Genomic DNA, 17,458 nt, shown 5'->3' with positions numbered 1-17,458 from the left:
TAATTGATGAAAACAATAGAAATTAAAAGGATGAAAGAAGGGTGTTACATGGAGACGAAAAAAACATATTATATATCAATAGGAAATGGTCAAATTTCACAAGTGAAGACGGCGGATACGTATAATTTTGAAATTTACGCAAATGATGAGGAAATTACGGAATTAAGAGAGCACTTCGATCAAGCATATGTAGAAGATTTAGGTTCATTTGTACGCTCCCACGTTCCATTTGTTGAGTATCATCACGATTCAAATAATGACCGATATGATGAACAACTACAAAAAGCATATAAAATGATTTACGATTTAGGAAATCATGAGACGAAAGAATTAGTCGCGCAAATGGGAATAATCAATGGATTGTAATTGGATAATATTATGCAGAAAAGCGAGAATATGCTACAATTTGTGGTAGGAAAAACTTGTAACCATCAATAGGGGAGTAATGGCATGTACAAATTTAAAGATTATTACCACAACACTGTACAATTATCGTTTGAACGTTATCCATTTTCTCCTGAGCCAAAGCATGTTTGGGTTGTATGCCGGTACGGGGATCAATGGTTATTAACACATCATTTACGTCGCGGTCTTGAATTTCCAGGTGGTAAAGTAGAACTAGGGGAAACACCGGAAGAAGCGGCAGTTCGAGAGGTTCATGAAGAAACCGGCGGCATAGTTTCTGATTTAACTTACTTAGGACAATACAAAGTATCTGGAAAAGACAAAATAATCATTAAAAACATTTATTTTGCAACAATTAGTGCGGTAGAAGAACATACGCATTACGAAGAAACGAAAGGGTCTGTTTTATTAAAAGACATTCCTGACAACATTAAAACGAATAGAAAATTTAGCTTTATAATGCGCGATGACGTATTAGCGCGTACGATGAAACATATAGAAGAAATCGGCTGTTTTACGAAGTAAAGTAGCCGGTTTCTTTTTTTTGTGGGCATTATAAAAGATTACGCCATAAAAAATAGTGAGCGATTTGATTTAAGAAATTATTTATAACATATTTTGTTTTTTCAATAAAAAACAGAATTCTCTGTCATTAATAAGTCTTAATTGAAGGTAATATAAAATATAAAACTGGAATATCTTTTGAATTATTTGATTTTTTTCCTTATAAACCAAATAAAAGTTAAAATGTTTATCAACATATTGGATATTGAACCAAAAAAAGGAAAACGCTAATATGAGTATATATTATCCAAATAGGTAACAATGTTTGATAGATCTCGTTGAAAAGAAAAGGGAGCGGATAAATATGAGTTTAAGAGATTTAGAGAATAAATTGAATGCTTTAAAAGTTACAGAGGAAATGGAAATTGAGTTAGAAACTAATGGTGTTCCTGTTTTTGAAAAACAAGGGGGATCAGGGATTAATTTAGATTTAACGATGCTGGGAGGTTCTAGGCCTCGTACAGATCAGATTTAATAGAAAAAATTAAGTGTAAAAAATAAAAAATAATATTCAACGAGATCTATGAGATATTGAAGAAATATAAAGGGAGGTAACAAAGTGAAAGTAAAATCTAACGAAAGTATTTTAGAGCCGCTATATTCTCAACCATCCTCTAAGCTTTATGAAGTTGCATGCGATGTGAATACACCTGCAATTATATATGATTATGCTGGTATGAAAGATGTAGTTGATAGAATACAAGAGGATCTGAAAGAACTCCCCCATGCAAAATTAAATCTTGCTGTAAAAGCTACACATACTCCTGAATTATTATCTTTATATGCGAAATGGGGACTAGGGTGCGATGTAGCAAGTCTAGGAGAATATGAGCTTGCAAAGAAGGCTGGTTTTACTGAGATAACTACGACAAATCCAGCTTATAGTTTGAAGGATATGAGAGTTTTCATGAATGAAGGGATTACTTTAGACATTGATTCTATTTCACAGTTGATTTTATATGGGGAACATTTTCCTAATACGAATGTTGGAATTAGAGTTAGAATTCCGCTACCAACTGAAATTGAGTCTGCAGCAACATTTGGAAAAGATAGTAGATTTGGCATAAATATTCTTGATGATAGATTGGAAAAAAATATAAAAAAATTCAATTTAAATATAACAAGGTTACATGTTCATACTGGACAAATGACACCTCAATCGTTGCTCTATAAAGCTGATTATTTATTTGCCGTTGCAAGTTATCTTAGTAATGTCGAAGTTCTTGACTTTGGAGGAGGAATGTTTCATTTTTATGTTGATCGTGAAAAGGCTAGGAAAGCTATTTCTAGTTTAAAAGAGAAAGTAGTTAAGTGGCAGAAGGAAAATAATAGGAAGATACATATACGTTTTGAACCAGGAGGAGCGTTATTATCAGGTTGTGGATATCTAGTTACATCTGTGATGGCAAGCGAGTTTCATACCTTTTTTAATAAGAAAGTGATTACTGTGGACTCTTCTGCTTGGAATTTAGCCCCCTGGCATAAACCTAATCTTATTAGCCTAAATAAGAAGAATAAGAAAAAAGAAAAAATTTTAATTGCAGGAAATACCTTATATGAAGGGGACTTTTTTGGGAAAGATATAAACGGGAATATGATGGATTTTGAATTAGAGAATTTAGATGTTGGAGATAAAATTTTGTTTACTGCTTCTGGGGCATATACCATGACAAACTCTAGAAGGTTTAACTGTCTACCTTTGCCAGGTGAATATTTATTGTTGGAAAATCAATTAATTCGCATTAATCACTCTGGAGGAAGTCGATATGAATAAATATTATAGAGTAAAAAAAAGTTTAATTATTAAAGAAGAATTAAATTATCTCACCTTATGGGATTCTAAAGAAGGCTGGGAAATAAATGTAGAACAAAGCTCCTTAGAGTGTATTAGGGCGTTTTATTTGCCAATAACAAGAGATGCTGCACATAAATTATTACTTAATCGGTTTGATTTAACAAGTGAGCTATTGGATTCAATGATAAACTCTTTACTTGAACAGGGGATAATTGAAGAGTTTACCCCGGAAGCAGAAACTTTTAGAGGAGGGAAAGGAGGTATGTTTAATTCAGAAGTGGTAACGCTGTCTGAATGTATGAATGGAACATGGTGCAATATAGCTTTTATAGGGATGCCATATGACCTTAATGTAACGTATAGACCAGGTTGTCGATTTGCACCAAGATATTTAAGGAAAGTAAGTGGAGCTGTATATCAGCATAACTCGCGGTCCTTATGCGGAGTTTATGATCCAATAAAAGGAAAAAGGATTTTTGAAAATGTAACAATGGCGGATATTGGCGATATTCAATCAATTGTATTTGCTAGAAATGGTAAAGAGTTCGATGCGTTGGAAGAGACTGTGTTTCGTTTGGTCAATCATAATGTTTTTCCGGTAACAATAGGGGGAGATCATTCAATTACTCTACCATGCCTAAAAGGAATAGTGAGAGCGAAGAAAATAGGTGTTATTCAATTAGACGCACATTCTGATTTTGGATTAAATAAGTTGGATAACTGGAGAGATTCGGTACACCACGGTAATTTTATAGATGCAGTTCTTGAGGAAGAGGGTATCGAAGAGGTTATTCAAGTTGGTATTAGACAGTTAGTTGAGAATCAGCTAACACATGAAAAGGTAAAACAATGGCCTGGAAAATCAATTTTGAATAATTTGAATGAATTTGGAGATGTGTTAAATAAAGAATTGCAATATTATATAACACTTGATGTAGATGTATTTGATTCAGCGGTAATTAAGTCTACAGGGACGCCGTTACCAGGTGGATTTAGTTATGATGAAATGATAGAAATATTAGAATTTATAGTTGGACAGGTAGAGGTTATTGGTCTAGATATAGTTGAATTATTACCAGAGGAATCTGAGACTGAGGGGATTACTATCTCAAGAATTATCATAAATATATTATCTAATATAATGGAGAGAAAATATGAGTATTTATCCAGAAATACCACAGTTGTTAATTAATAAAAACTTTGATATACAAACCCCTGCAATCATTTATGATGTTGAGGCAATTAAATATGTAGTGAAAAAAATAAAGGATAACATTAGTAAAATACCTAATACTCATATTTGTTTTTCTGTCAAAGCAAATAGGAATATTTCTCTATTGAAAACTTTAGTGGAACTAGGAATTGGTGCGGATGTTGCGTCTATAGCAGAGTTAGATGTTGCTAAAAGTGCCGGATTTCAACATATCTACGCTACCTCTCCATCTTTTTCAAGTAATGAAATAGAGGTTTTATACAAAAATGGAATTATCCCAGATTTTAGCACTGTATCACAACTTAAAGAAGCGCTGAAAAATGGGAGTGTTGAAAACAAGATAGGGTTGAGAGTTAAGTTTAAATTAGATTTACTAGATTCAGAATTAGAAACCACCTTTGGAGAACAAAGTCGTTTTGGTATTGATGTATTTTCTTCAGATATAAAAATGTTATTAAAAAAATATGGACTTAAAGTGAAGCAAATACATGTGCATTTGGGAGAGATAAGGAATTCAAATATAATGTCGCAAGTAGCGTTGGGAATGGAAAAAATGGTGGGAATGTTTCCGGAAGTCGAGGTTCTTAACTTTGGTGGAGGATTAACATATTTATATTCTGATGAAAATGAGGTTACAAAAACCTGGGATATCTTAGAAGGTGTAATTAAAAGGATAAATAAATTATTAAATAGACAAGTGAAAGTAATAATAGAACCTGGGATGTTGTTAATGGCCATGTGCGGATATCTTGTTTCGACAGTGCTTACTTCAGACGTAGAGGGGAATCATAGGATAGTTACTTTGGATAGTTCAGCATGGAATTTAATGTATTGGACTCCGCCTATCTTGGTATATACGTACACAAATAATCTTATAAAAGACATGCATAAGATTTGTGGTTCTACTTGCTATGAGAAAGACATATTCATTCAATCAAATTATAATGAACGTTTAGATATTGGGGATCGGGTGTTATTAGCTCCAGCTGGGGCATATGTAACTAGTATGGCTAGAAATATGCACGGTTTTCCCTTACCAGATGAGTGGATTCTTAATAATAATAGATTGTATAGAGTAGGAGGAAGAGAAGTTGGTGTTAACTGAATTTTCTAATGATATAGTTTTATTACAAGAAATAGAGGATTTAATTTCAATATATTTTTCTCTAGGTATGGAAGGGCATCCTTACTCAGCAAAAACAAATGGTTGGCTAGAATCCGCAGTTCACTTAGGTAGGCAAATTAGTGAAAAGAAAATTGGGACATTTGAAGATGAAATGCATCTGGAAAATTTAAGCATGCAATTAAGAGTTTTATGGATGGAATTTGTCCAATTTACTACTAATAAACATATGAAGTCACCTCCACTGGGAGAAGTAAAATATTTACCCTCACAAAATAAGATAGATTTTAGTTATGAAAGAAACATAGAGCCGGTTCATTTAGAAAGAAAAGCTAATTTATATCGTGAAAAACATGATGAATGGGAATGTGATCATGTTTTCGCTTCAAGTGGGATGGCTTGTATATCTACTTTTTTACAAAGTTTTTTTGGAATGTCAAAGCCAACACAAAAACAACCATTAAAATTATGCACATGGGGAGATTATTTTGAAACTCGTGTATTGCTAGATTTATACAAAAGGGATTCTATTGAAATTCAAAATTTTAAAACCCAAAAAGAATTTGAAGCAAGTATTAGTCGATTTGATCTTTTCTTTATAGAGCCGGTTCGTTATAACTGGTCATTAGAGGTGTTTAATTTTGTTAGCTTTATAGATAAGTTAACTAAGGATACATCGAAAAATTTAAAGGTTTTGATTATAGATACTACTTTAAACGGGAATACATTAAGAGTGATTGAGTTGTTAGAAAAACTCAAGGCTATTCCTAATTTAATATTTGTACATATTCACTCTTGTTTGAAGTTAGATCAGCAAGGTATGGAATTTTCAAATTGTGGATTATTAAGTGTTTATACAGTTAAGGAAAATAATCAAATACCATCAGCAAAGAATATTTGTTCTTATATTAGAAAAGTACGAACGTTATTAGGAACAGGACTAACTTATGAAGAAATTTCTTTATTAGATAATAAATTTTTCTTAAATAGAAAGGGATTTTCTATTTATTGTAATAGAGTATTTAAGAATAATGAAGATTTAGCAAAATCTATTTGTAATAAAGGTATTTTTAATAATATTGCATACCCATCTCTTATTTCTACAGAAAGTTGGGCAAAAGCTCCTTTTGTTGTTTTTCATTTAAAAGAAGATACATTGGAAAATTACGGTTGGTTACTTAGTATTGTAAATTATGAAGCGAAAAGGAAAAAAATCCCCTTTGTAATGGGCTCAAGTTTTGGGTTTAGAACTCATCGTTTTGAGGTGATAATTCCAAATTTAAAACAGGGAAAAGGATTATTTAAAGTGGCTATGGGGGTTAGAGAAGGTCCTACTAAAGAATATGTTATTAATCTTTTAATGAGAATATCTAAATATAAAAACTTAGAAGAATTAAAATTAGCATATCCCAAAGTTACTCCTATTAATTTAAAGGATATAAAAGCATAAAAGTGAGGAGAAAAAATGATAGAAGTTATAAAAGTAAAAAAAACGTATAAAACTAGAAATAAACAAGTAGAAGTATTAAACAATATCTCTTTTAATATTGGAAAAGGGGAGGTCGTTGGGCTCTTAGGTATCAATGGGGCTGGAAAAACAACATTAATAAAATGTCTATGCGGTCTTATAGAAACCAATGAAGGGGATATAAGGATTAATGGTATATCTGTAACACACAAAAATAAGAAAGCGCTGAAACATATTAGTTCTGTTTTAGAAGGTAATCGTAATTTATATTGGCGTCTAACAGTGAAAGAAAATATAGAATATTTTTTGGGGAATCGTGGAATATCCCGTGGTCATATTCAATCTCGAATAGATTACTTTTTAGAAAGATTCCAATTATACGAGAAGAAAAATGAACTTGTAAAAAATCTTTCTCGTGGTATGCAACAAAAAGTAGCTATTATTATTGCACTTATGGCTGATACAGAAATTCTATTATTAGATGAACCAACTCTCGGACTTGATGTGGAATCTAATAATGAAATAAGAACATTTTTAAAAGAAATCGTGAATACAGAAAATAAAACTATATTAATTAGCTCCCATGATATGAATTTAATTCAAAAGTTATGTGATCGAGTTGTAATTATTAGTAATGGAAGAATTATAACAAATGACACCGTTTTGAATCTAATGAATTTATTCCAAGTTAAGTCCTATCAATTTATTACCAGTATACATCTAAAAGAAACATACAGGCAAACTCTATACAAACTAAATGATTCAATTCACATAATTGAAAAAGATGGAAAAGATATTATTAAAGTAACAATATCTAGCAATGATGATTTTTATTCTATTATGAATTATCTAAAGCAATTTGATATTGAAATAGAGTCTATTGAGAAAGATCAAGTTAATTTTGAGGAAGTATTTTTGAAGCTAATAAAGGGTGAGGTGGCATATGGGTCTATATAATATCTTTATTTCCAATTTACGAAGGGAAGGTATAAATATGTTACGCTATCTTCCTAACACAATAAGTGAATTGGTTATATTTTACTTGGTTTTTCTTGGATTTTTTTTAGGTATAACTTTAGTTGGTGATCCTAATACAATAGAGCATAACATACAGTTGGTAATTTTAAATTATGTTTTTTGGTTTCTTATTTTAACGGTAACACAAGGAATCGGTTGGGAGATATCGAATGAGGCAGGACAAGGAACATTAGAACAGCTATATTTAACACCGTATAAACTTTCTTTTATATTACTTACAAGGATGATAAGCACAATATTAATTAATTTGGTGACTATATCTTTTTTGTTATTTGGTGCTATGTTAACAGCAAATCAATGGCTAAATATTGATTTAATTTCTATATTACCTATTTTATGTATTACATTAATAGGCGTATTTGGAATTGGTTATGCGATAGCTGGAATTACAATGATTTTAAAACAGGTGGATTACATCTTACAATTATTTCAATTTATTATTATGGGTCTGACATTTATTCCGTTAACGGTAGCTCCCTTCCTAAAATACGGTCCGTTTATGTTAGGGTTACAATTGATTAGGGATATAGCCATAAATAAAAAATCATTGTTCTCTATTGGGGGAGCAGAGTTATTATTTCTTATAGTAAATGCATGTATCTATTTAGTTATAGGATTAATTGTATTTTGGAGATGCGAAAAAATCGCTAAAAACAAAGGTCTATTTGGACATTACTAGATAAAGGAGAAGAATAGATGACTAAGTATAAGAGAGAAAACAGAGAGTTAACTAAATTAGCTTCTTATATTGCGACTTTAAATCAAATACCAGAATATCATGTTGGTTATTGTGGGATACAAAAGGATGAAATAAAAAGCACTTTAGAAAATGAATTTTCTGACTGTAGTTTTGAAAAATCGTTTACTATTCTGTATGAGGATTTAGAAATTGTTGGAGCACTTGGTTTTGATGTAGATAGTGACACTAAAACAGCTGAAATTTGGGGACCTTTTATTCATAAAGAAGAGCAGTGGGAAAGACTAGCAGCAAAGCTGTGGAAAATAGGAGTATCCAAATTGGAAGGAAGTGTACATACATTTAATGGTTTTTTTAATAGGAAAAATAAAAATGTAAAAAAATTTATGAACGATTTAGTTGTGGATAAACAAGGAAAACATGTGATTTTAAAAATACATCCCTCAAATTTCGTGTATTATCCTAGTTTAGTAATAGAACCAATTACATCTGGGTTTTATGAAAGTTTTATTAAGTTACATGATAAAGTATTTCCAGATACTTATTATAGTGGAGAAGCAATTATTAATAGAATAAATGAGGAAAATAAATTATTCGTTTTTAAGAAAGAAGGCCTTTTGTTAGGGTATATTTATATTGAAGGGAGCCTGGAATTTAAAGAGGGAAATATAGAATACATTGCGGTCCATCCTTCAGTGCGAAATAAAGGGATTGGCTTAAAACTTTTAAACTATGGATTGTATGAATTATTTAGCTTTGTAAAAGTAGAAGAAATTTCTATTTGTGTGAATGCAGATAATGAACAAGCAATCCGTCTATACAGAAGCGCAGGTTTTTCTATTACAGATGAAATGGATTTCTACAGTGTAAAATTATGACACCTAGTAATGGAATACAATTTTCTTTATGATAAAAACGAAAAGTAAAATTAAAGTTAAAGTTGGTATTACGGATATGTTTATAGACTTTGTTTCGTACAATGCAAAAAAGAATATATAAATATAGATTCTTCTATTAATCCTAATTTTATATAAAAGAGGAGAAAATCTTTGTGGATTACGCAACATTTTAAAGAACATAAAGTAGGAAGCCGTAGCATAAATGCTAGGCTTTTTTTATAAGTAGAAAGAATGGGAAGAGAATAGAAAAAAATTCATGAGATAGAAGCTAAAATAAGGGAAGCACATCTTATCAACGTACAGTTTTATAAAAAATTTCTAGTTATAGATTAACCAAGTAAGCAACAGTTTACCGTTTAAGCTCCACCTCTAAAAACGAAAGCACCTCCAACAAATCATCTACGATACGTGAATGCTTAAAATTCCCCCAAAACGAATCTTTTTTCCAAACACCAAGAATCCCTACTTGTTCAGAACCAAGCACATCGTTTTCTGGATGATCTCCAACATAAAGACATTCTTCTGCCTTCACATCTAGTCTTTGCAAAGCACGTTCGAAAATTTCAGGATGAGGTTTTTTAATTCCTTCAGCTTCTGAAACGAGAATGGTGTTTGTATACGTATGTATATGTAGTGCTCGAAGGTTGCTCATCTGAAATTCAGTAAAACCATTTGTAATAATACCAATTTTAATGTTTCGCTGTTTTAACTGTTGAAGTAGTTCATGCGTGTTTTTGAAAGGAATACAATGATGTTGGAAGTTTGTAATATAGTCGTGTAGTAGTTGTTCTTGCGTTAAAGTAGTAATGTTGTATTCGGAAAGGAGAGTAGCATATACTTTATCTTTCCACGTATAGCCATTATTATCGAGTTCAAGAAATCGAGAACAATACTCTGATTTCTCTATGCTCTTCAAATGTGAGGCGAAGCGATTATATTGCTCACAAATAAATTGTTCTAAAGATTGGCGCCGATCTAATAGTGTTCCATCTAAGTCGAATAAGATTGCACGAATCATGGGAAGCCTCCTTGCAGTTTTTATAATTAATTATCGCATATTCGCAAAAAAATGATTATGATATTTTGTAGAATGGAATAATGGGGGATTGTATGAAGGAACTGTATGGCAAGTTAGTGTGTTGTATGATAGCAAGCAGTTTAGTTGCAGGATGCGAGAGTGCTATCGAGGTTACGAAAGAAAAAGAAATTTGTAAAACAGAAGAAGAGTGCACGCAAATAGGAGATAAAACATTACAAAAAGTATATAAAAAGATAGAGGGACTTTCAGAACTTGAAAAAGTAGAGGATTATGACATAGAAGAGTATGAAAGTATGAATATGAAAGAGGCGGAACAGAAAAAAGAAGAGGATGAAAATTATTTCTTTTTAGCTTCTTATTATATCGATGATGATGAAATTGTAGATCCTTATTTTGAGAAATTGGATCGTAAGAGATTGAATAAAGCTTTTGCAGATGACGAAGTAGCAAAAGATGATTTGTTAAGCCAGCGGCAAGATAGAGAGTATCATGAAACTTTATGGGACATGTATCGCACTCTCATTCCAGTGAAATATCGTGAGAATATAACAGGGTTTGATCTAATAACGGATGGTTATGACGGCGTTGTTGCTCATGTCATGCCAAGTATGGATGACCCGAGAGATTGGTTGCTTAGTTTAGATGTGCTCGATTCTGGGGTGAATATAGATGAAGTGATGAAAACATTAATTCATGAAACGGCTCACGTATTAACGATTGGGCATAAACAAGTACCAGTGGATAGGAAATATTTAGAGGCGTTTGATGAAGAGAAAGACATTTCATCATATCGAAATAAATGTAAAACGGTGTTCTTGAAAAATGGATGTGCGAGAAAAACTTCGTATATTAACCAATTTTATGATGAATTTTGGAAACCAATTGAGCAAGAGTGGACAGAAAAGAAAGTAGAAGAAAGTGAAGAGGCACAAATTAAATTTTATAAAGAAAAGCATGATGAGTTTGTATCGCTGTATGGAACAACAAATGTAACGGAAGATATCGCAGATACATTTACAGCGTTCATTTTACAAGATTCAAAAAAAGTGAAAGAAGGAACAGAGTTAAAATATAAGAAAATTGCTTTCTTCTATCAGTTCCCTGAGCTTGTAAAAATGAGAGCGGAAGTGCTGTCAGGATTATATGATGTTTCGAAAACGATAGAACAACAAAGTGGAGACTAATGTGAGTTATGCGTTCGATATAGTTTCGTTAGAGTAAAGCGTGAAGAATTTTTAATTCTTTGCGTTTTTTTTATGTTGATAAAATTGAAAATTCTGTATTTTTATTAAAAAGAAGAAGGAACTGGCGGTATAAAATAGAATTAGTATAAAAATGTCACAATTTAGACACAATTATAATGCGCGTGTTGTAGGGACTATAAGTTTACTCTCGAGGAGGTAATGAAACGTATGAAAACGATTCTTGCTGTTGCTGGTCTCATTTGGGTAATGTCTCACGGTTTTCCGATTTTTGAAGGGGAGCAAATTCGTAGTGCTTTGAATGAAAAGTTTAATGATTATCATGTGATAGATCGAAAAGATAATGTCGTTACAGTACGTGTGAAAGACTGTTTCCATACAGTTACGGTTGCGGATGGAAACATTACAAATGAAACGAAAATGTGTGATAAAAGGTAAAAGAAAGAAGCTGACTATAGCGCACTGTTTTGAGTCAGCTTCTTTTTCTTTTTCCAATTAGAATTTTTTCAAATGCCTCGACAAATACATACATAAGAGTTGCAAGAACACATGTGAGTAGTACGCTAAGTAAGACGAGTGTGAAGTTAAAGACTTGGAATCCGTAGCTAATTAAGTAGCCAAGTCCTTGTTTGGAAACGAGAAGTTCTCCGAAAATAACACCGACCCAGGATAAACCAACATTTACTTTTAACGTTGAGATAATTGCTGGAAAGGATGCAGGGAGAACGACTTGCTTATAACATTGCCATTTATTTGCGCCAAATGTGTCCATCACTTTTATATAGTTAGAATCGACTTCTTGAAATGCACTGTAAATAACGAGAATGGTAATGATGATGGAAATGATTACTCCCATTGCGATAGAAGATGAAATGTTTGGACCGAAAATAACGATGATGATTGGACCGAGTGCAACTTTTGGCATTGCATTTAGGACGACGAGATAAGGATCAAGTACACGGGCTAGAAGTGGCATCCACCAAAGAAACGTTGCAATAATAGCACCAAGTACTGTTCCGAGAATGAAGCCTACTCCTGTTTCCAGCAATGTCGTCCATATGTGGACCCAAAGTGAACCGTCGATCCATTTCGTTAAGAAGAGATCCCAAATACTCGAAGGAGAGCTGAAGAGTAAAGGATCAATCCATTCTTTTTTGCTAGCTATTTCCCATAGTGCAAAGAAAAGAATAAGTAGTAAAAGTTGTAGAGAGCGAGCAATCCAAGCACGCCTACGTTCTTTCTTTCGAAATTGTTCATGTAGTTGTTTTATATTATCCAAGTCGTCCCAGCTCCTTCCATATATCTTGAAAGAGGGCTGGGAAATCGTAGTGATGGCGTGCTTCTAACGGTGATAAAGAACGGATACTTTCTGGGACGATAAAGGTTTTTGCGATTTTTCCAGGATTCGCTTGCAGTAAATAAATACGATCACTCATCGCAATCGCTTCTTCAATATCGTGAGTAACAAGTAGTGATGTTTTCTTATATTTATTTAGTAAGTTGAAAACGAGTTCTTCTAGTTTTAATTTCGTTTGATAATCGAGTGCGGAGAATGGTTCATCTAGCAATAAAATTTTGGGATCAGTTGCTAACGTTCGAACGAGAGCGGCACGTTGACGCATACCGCCGGATAGTTCACGAGGATATTGTCCTTCTACCCCATGTAAACCGACTTGTTTTAAAAGATTTAAAGTATGCCCTTTCATCTGTTCATCATAAATCTTTCGAATATGAAGTCCAAGCATAATATTTTCTTCAATCGTTTTCCAAGGGAATAAGTAATCTTGCTGCAACATATATCCCATAGATGAAGTTTTCGTTGTAATCGGTTCACCATCTAAAAAGACGATACCGTCAATTGGATCAAGTAGTCCAGCAATGATTGAGAGGAGCGTTGTTTTACCGCAACCACTTGGACCAAGTATAGAAATAAATTCGCCTTCTTCCACTTGTAAGCTCATATCTTCGAGAATAAGTTTGGCATTCTCTTTTGCAAAAAAGCAGTGGGAAACGTTACGTATTTGTAAAAAACTCATACACTTCGCCTCTATTTCTTAATAACGCTTTCGGCAATTTTTGTATTGACGAGCGCTTCATGTGGGACTTCTTTTTGTAATTCGCCAGCGTCTTTCATAATCGTTTGGAGCTGTTTCCATTCTTCCGCATCTAGTAGTGGATTTGTCGCATAAGAATGCTGCTTTTTATACCGTTCAATTACTTTGACTGTTATGTCTTTTGAAGTGTCTTTAAATAATGGGGAAACAGCATCAGCGATCTCTTCTGGACTATGTGTATCAACCCATTGCTGTGCTTTATAGAGAGCACGTGTGAACTTTTCAGCTGCAGCTTTATCTTTCTTTAAGAAACTTTCTTTTGCCATGAACGTTGTATAAGGAACAGTACCAGATTCATTTCCGAATGAAGCGACGATATAACCTTTACCTTCTTTCTCAAGTATACTTGCAGTCGGTTCAAAGAGCTGCACAAACTCTCCAGTACCAGATGCGAAGGCATTTGCAATGTTAGCAAACTCGATATTTTGAATTAAGTTTGTATCTTTATGAGGATCAATGCCATTTTTCTTTAAAACGTATTCCCCGACCATTTGCGGCATGCCGCCTTTACGCTGTCCTAAAAATGTAACACCTTTTACGTCATTCCAATTAAAAGAGTCTAGTTTTTTACGTGAAACTAAAAATGTCCCATCTGTTTGTGTAAGCTGTGCAAAGTTAATGATAGGGTCTTTCGCTCCTTGTTGATGAACGTAAATAGACGTTTCAGAACCGACCAGAGCAATATCAATTCCGCCAGATAATAGGGCGGTCATCGTTTTATCGCCACCAGCTGTTGTTTGTAGGTCAATATCTAGTCCTTCATCTTTAAAAAATCCTTTTTCAATTCCGACATATAACGGGGCGTAGAAGAGAGAATGGGTAACTTCGCCGACACGAATGTTTTGAGTTTGTTCTTTCGTACCTTCTTTTTTATTACTACAAGCAGCAAAAGTAAAAACAGCTAGTAACATGATGCAAAAAATCACGATTAATTTTTTCATTATATAACACCTCCTAGAAGTCACTCTACAAGCATGATATGTAGGTAAGTGCCTATATGTGAGTGTAGATAGCAGGAATTTTTTGGATGGTAAAGAAGTACAAATATAAGGGGTGATAAAATGGAGTACGAATACGATGATAGCGTACATTTACATCTTGATTATTTTGGGACAGAATGTGACATGGAATCGATTGCTTATAAGAGGAAGAATGAAGACGTATGGGATGTGTATTTTAATTTTGGAGTATACGGTATTCAGAAAGACGATGTAGAGTTAGGGAGGTTTATGGACGAATATGCTGGTCATTACGTTTTTTCTGTACATGCTCGCGATCTTAGCTGGGAATTTGGAAGTGCCCAGTTTGAAGAGTGGGTTTTGAAAAATCGGATAGTAGAAAAAACGCTACAAAAATAGGAGGAATTTTGTGATTGGATTTCTCATCTTATTATTTATTTTTGTGGCCGGATTTTTTATCATGCAAATGCTTATTTACCGATTTGCAAAGAAAAACATTCATAAATATACGAAAATAAAATGGTTTCATATGTGGCTACATATGAATATGAAAAAAGGTCCGAGATTAGATTTTTTTGATTTTGTAGTTATAGTACTCGTATGTATCGTATGGAAAATATGGCTGCTTCCTTTTATATAATACACATGCTAATCATTTTCTCTTTTATCATAAAATAACGAAAAGAACCTGTCTTGTGGAAGGTTCTTTTTTATAGTAATAGTTGTCAAAAACTTGCGTCTATAAGAAAAACAGCGCTTGTGAAAATGATTTTAGAATTTGTTTATTCATATCAGAAATCTCCTCTTTCTAAGTGTAGTTTTGTATTGTTATATAAGGAAAAAAATATATACGACAAATTTTTACAAAAGAATATATATACTTTTGTTATGCTATGAAAGTTATTAATTTGTAATATATATAGGAGGATTTTTCATGTTGAAAAAAGTATTATTTTCTGTACTTATGGGCTTATGTGTAATTGCTTTAAGTGCTTGTAAAGGTGAGGAAGAAAAAGTAAAAGAAACAACAGATGAGCAAAAAATAGAAGAAGATAAAAAAGTGGCAGAGGAAGAAAAACGTAAGCAAGAAGAAGAGCAAAAAGCAGAGGAAGAAAAGCGTAAACAAGAAGAAGAGCAAAGAGCAGAGGAAGAAAAACGTAAACAAGAAGATCAGCAAAGAGCAGAGGAAGAAAAGCGTAAACAAGAAGAAGAGCAAAAAGCAGAGGAAGAAAAGCGTAAGCAAGAAGAGCGACGCAAACAAGAGCAACAGAAGGCTCAGCAACAACAACCTGTACAACAAGAGAGAACACAAAAGCAAGAAAATACAAAACAAATAACGGGCGGGAAACCAACACGATCACAAATTTCAGTTGGTTCACATGTAGTTATCCAATTAGATAATGATTATAGTAAAACAGTGAGTGGTGTTGTGAAAGATATTTTGACAAATACAGAAACACATACATATGGAATTAAAGTGCGATTACAGAATGGACAAATTGGCCGTGTGCAAAGTGTTGGGTAATAAGAAAGAGGTCGGCCATCTGTGGCCGACCTCTTTCTTATTATGCTTGGTTAGTGCGGAAGAATGGAAGCTTCTGCACAATGTGAATTAATCCGTATGCAAGAATTAAGCACATAAGAGGATTAATGAAAAATCCGTAGCGGTTAATTGCTAAGAATAAGTTTGAGAAGATAATGTAAATAATAGAACTTGCTACTAGCATCATAACGCGTTTATGTTTAAATGAATTTAGCATGAGGCAGAAGCTGCTCAAGAATGTGCCGATGATAAACACTCTATGACATAGTTGCATAAAGTTATGAATACGGTATTGGTCTACAGCAGGAGCTGTTTTGAATAACTCAATTGTTTTACCGACAGTGAACCAAGAGAACCAATAAGTGAAGTCCGTCTTAAATCCATTCTTGATTAATTCTTTTGCGTATGCACCTTTGTCATCTAAGCCTTTAGCTCTCATTTCATTTACTATATTTTCATATCCAATTTTATTAAATGGATCTGCACCGGCAATTAGTGGATCTGCACCTTGGGTTGAGAATAAAATAAATTGGTTGAGTGCTAAATAGTTACGAACAACCCATGCGCCAATAATAAAGAAAGGTCCGATAAACCATAACAATCCGATTCGAATGGAGTCTTTAAATCCATATGTAAATAACACAACAAGAACAGGAATGAGCATCATTGGAGCTGGATTTGGACGGAACATAAGTAAAATTGAAACGACAATTCCAAACCATATATGGAATTTCACTTTATTGTATTTCCATGCGAGAACAAATACATATACACATAAAGCCAATAAGAATATGGATGGAACTTCTGTTAGCAATGTACGGAAGTATGTATAGTTACTTGGATAAATAGCGTATAAAATACTTGCAACAATTCCATAAATGTTTTTTTCGAACAATTCTTTTCCTATTAAGAATACTAATAGCACTGTACAAAGGTTCATGATCATGTTAATAACAGTTGCTACGTAATAGTAAGGAATTGATGTAATATCAGAAATAATCATAGCGCCAGCTAATAGTAATGGCTGACCTGGTGTGATATATGCATTTTTTCCTGGAACTTCACTAGGTTCTAAATACACATAACCAAATACACCATGCTTTAATAGTTGTTCAGCTGTTAACGAATAGTTAAAGGCATCATTTGCACCATATGTTACTTTGACTAACTCCCCATCCAATCCTGGCTGTTTTACTAAACAAAAAACGTGCAACAGGAAAGAAAGCGCCAAAATTGCATATACCGCTTTAGGCAAACTTTTAAACTTAGTAAGCAAAAATGAGCAACTCCTTTTTTATTAATTCTTTCGTATTTTCATGAGAAACCCTTAATAGTATTAATGATTTCCAAAACATAGTTATTATATCATAAAGTGGAATGCTAAAATGAAGTTTTTCAA

The 17,458-nt window shown here is 33.1% G+C and carries 20 protein-coding genes; 15 read left to right on the top strand and 5 right to left on the bottom strand.

The genetic code is table 11. The annotated features are described in order from the left end of the window. Positions 1-48 precede the first annotated feature (48 nt). The 10 genes from MHI26_RS24605 to MHI26_RS24560 all read left to right on the top strand — a co-directional run bounded on the left by MHI26_RS24605 (position 49) and on the right by MHI26_RS24560 (position 9,181). Positions 49-366 carry a hypothetical protein gene (locus tag MHI26_RS24605; RefSeq protein ID WP_000448411.1) on the top strand — a complete coding sequence of 106 codons (318 nt, stop codon included), beginning with the start codon at positions 49-51 and terminating at the stop codon, positions 364-366. Between the two features lie 84 nt (positions 367-450). Next, a complete protein-coding gene (gene mutTA, locus MHI26_RS24600; protein WP_000276385.1) occupies positions 451-930 on the top strand; it encodes an antimutator 8-oxo-(dGTP/GTP)ase in 480 nt (159 codons plus the stop codon). A 343-nt stretch (positions 931-1,273) separates the two neighbouring features. Next, positions 1,274-1,444 carry a hypothetical protein gene (locus MHI26_RS24595; protein ID WP_153577967.1) on the top strand — a complete coding sequence of 57 codons (171 nt, stop codon included), beginning with the start codon at positions 1,274-1,276 and terminating at the stop codon, positions 1,442-1,444. Between the two features lie 84 nt (positions 1,445-1,528). Then, the gene (locus MHI26_RS24590) at positions 1,529-2,743 is read left to right on the top strand and encodes a diaminopimelate decarboxylase family protein (RefSeq protein ID WP_061667117.1); all 1,215 of its coding nucleotides are present in this window, start codon (positions 1,529-1,531) and stop codon (positions 2,741-2,743) included. After that, complete coding sequence (locus MHI26_RS24585; RefSeq protein ID WP_061667118.1) at positions 2,736-3,956, top strand: arginase family protein; 1,221 nt, start codon at positions 2,736-2,738, stop codon at positions 3,954-3,956. Before MHI26_RS24590 ends, MHI26_RS24585 begins: the two co-directional genes overlap by 8 nt. Next, complete coding sequence (locus MHI26_RS24580) at positions 3,919-5,082, top strand: diaminopimelate decarboxylase family protein (protein WP_061667119.1); 1,164 nt, start codon at positions 3,919-3,921, stop codon at positions 5,080-5,082. The genes MHI26_RS24585 and MHI26_RS24580 overlap by 38 nt, the downstream gene beginning before the upstream one ends. Next, positions 5,069-6,550, top strand: coding sequence for a hypothetical protein (locus tag MHI26_RS24575; protein WP_061667120.1), 1,482 nt, complete (start codon positions 5,069-5,071; stop codon positions 6,548-6,550). The genes MHI26_RS24580 and MHI26_RS24575 overlap by 14 nt, the downstream gene beginning before the upstream one ends. A 15-nt stretch (positions 6,551-6,565) precedes the next feature. Further along, positions 6,566-7,525, top strand: a complete 960-nt coding sequence (locus tag MHI26_RS24570) for an ABC transporter ATP-binding protein (protein ID WP_061667121.1) — start codon at positions 6,566-6,568, stop codon at positions 7,523-7,525. A gap of 37 nt (positions 7,526-7,562) precedes the next feature. Beyond that, positions 7,563-8,285, top strand: a complete 723-nt coding sequence (locus MHI26_RS24565) for an ABC transporter permease (RefSeq protein ID WP_224980930.1) — start codon at positions 7,563-7,565, stop codon at positions 8,283-8,285. Between the two features lie 17 nt (positions 8,286-8,302). Next, entirely contained in the window at positions 8,303-9,181 is an 879-nt protein-coding gene (locus MHI26_RS24560; RefSeq protein WP_061667122.1) for a GNAT family N-acetyltransferase, read from the top strand. A gap of 370 nt (positions 9,182-9,551) precedes the next feature. On the opposite strand, the gene MHI26_RS24555 is transcribed toward MHI26_RS24560, so the two are convergent. Beyond that, a complete protein-coding gene (locus MHI26_RS24555) occupies positions 9,552-10,220 on the bottom strand; it encodes an HAD family hydrolase (protein ID WP_061667123.1) in 669 nt (222 codons plus the stop codon). Positions 10,221-10,312: 92 nt separating this feature from the next. On the opposite strand from MHI26_RS24555, the gene MHI26_RS24550 reads away from it, so the two are divergent. Together MHI26_RS24550 and MHI26_RS24545 are read left to right on the top strand one after the other, a co-directional pair. Beyond that, positions 10,313-11,425, top strand: a complete 1,113-nt coding sequence (locus MHI26_RS24550) for a hypothetical protein (protein WP_061667124.1) — start codon at positions 10,313-10,315, stop codon at positions 11,423-11,425. A 228-nt stretch (positions 11,426-11,653) separates the two neighbouring features. Further along, on the top strand, positions 11,654-11,881 hold the full coding sequence (locus MHI26_RS24545; RefSeq protein WP_000849112.1) for a hypothetical protein: 228 nt from the start codon (positions 11,654-11,656) through the stop codon (positions 11,879-11,881). Between the two features lie 34 nt (positions 11,882-11,915). Here the strand turns inward: MHI26_RS24545 and MHI26_RS24540 are convergent, their stop codons facing one another. From MHI26_RS24540 to MHI26_RS24530, 3 genes are read right to left on the bottom strand one after another with little or no spacing between them, the layout of a single operon-like run. After that, entirely contained in the window at positions 11,916-12,722 is an 807-nt protein-coding gene (locus tag MHI26_RS24540) for an ABC transporter permease (protein WP_000368771.1), read from the bottom strand. Then, on the bottom strand, positions 12,715-13,479 hold the full coding sequence (locus MHI26_RS24535) for an ABC transporter ATP-binding protein (protein ID WP_061667125.1): 765 nt from the start codon (positions 13,477-13,479) through the stop codon (positions 12,715-12,717). Before MHI26_RS24535 ends, MHI26_RS24540 begins: the two co-directional genes overlap by 8 nt. Positions 13,480-13,490: 11 nt before the next feature. Then, a complete protein-coding gene (locus MHI26_RS24530) occupies positions 13,491-14,498 on the bottom strand; it encodes an ABC transporter substrate-binding protein (RefSeq protein WP_000734016.1) in 1,008 nt (335 codons plus the stop codon). Between the two features lie 120 nt (positions 14,499-14,618). Here MHI26_RS24530 and MHI26_RS24525 point away from each other — a divergent pair, with 120 nt between their 5' ends. The 3 genes from MHI26_RS24525 (at position 14,619) to MHI26_RS24515 (ending at position 16,041) form a co-directional block, all read left to right on the top strand. Further along, positions 14,619-14,915: a DUF3986 family protein gene (locus tag MHI26_RS24525; RefSeq protein ID WP_000455579.1), complete on the top strand. Its 297-nt coding sequence runs from the start codon at positions 14,619-14,621 to the stop codon at positions 14,913-14,915. Positions 14,916-14,925: 10 nt separating this feature from the next. Then, the gene (locus tag MHI26_RS24520) at positions 14,926-15,156 is read left to right on the top strand and encodes a hypothetical protein (RefSeq protein ID WP_000578981.1); all 231 of its coding nucleotides are present in this window, start codon (positions 14,926-14,928) and stop codon (positions 15,154-15,156) included. Between the two features lie 294 nt (positions 15,157-15,450). After that, entirely contained in the window at positions 15,451-16,041 is a 591-nt protein-coding gene (locus tag MHI26_RS24515) for a YwbE family protein (RefSeq protein ID WP_061667126.1), read from the top strand. Positions 16,042-16,081: 40 nt separating this feature from the next. Here MHI26_RS24515 and MHI26_RS24510 read toward each other — a convergent pair whose 3' ends face one another. Beyond that, the gene (locus tag MHI26_RS24510; RefSeq protein ID WP_000956218.1) at positions 16,082-17,335 is read right to left on the bottom strand and encodes a glycosyltransferase family 39 protein; all 1,254 of its coding nucleotides are present in this window, start codon (positions 17,333-17,335) and stop codon (positions 16,082-16,084) included. Positions 17,336-17,458 lie beyond the last annotated feature (123 nt).

The organism is Bacillus sp. FSL K6-1218 (genome assembly GCF_038006445.1).
Lineage (GTDB): Bacteria > Bacillota > Bacilli > Bacillales > Bacillaceae_G > Bacillus_A > Bacillus_A thuringiensis_S.
This window is presented reverse-complemented; position numbering and strand designations above follow the sequence as displayed.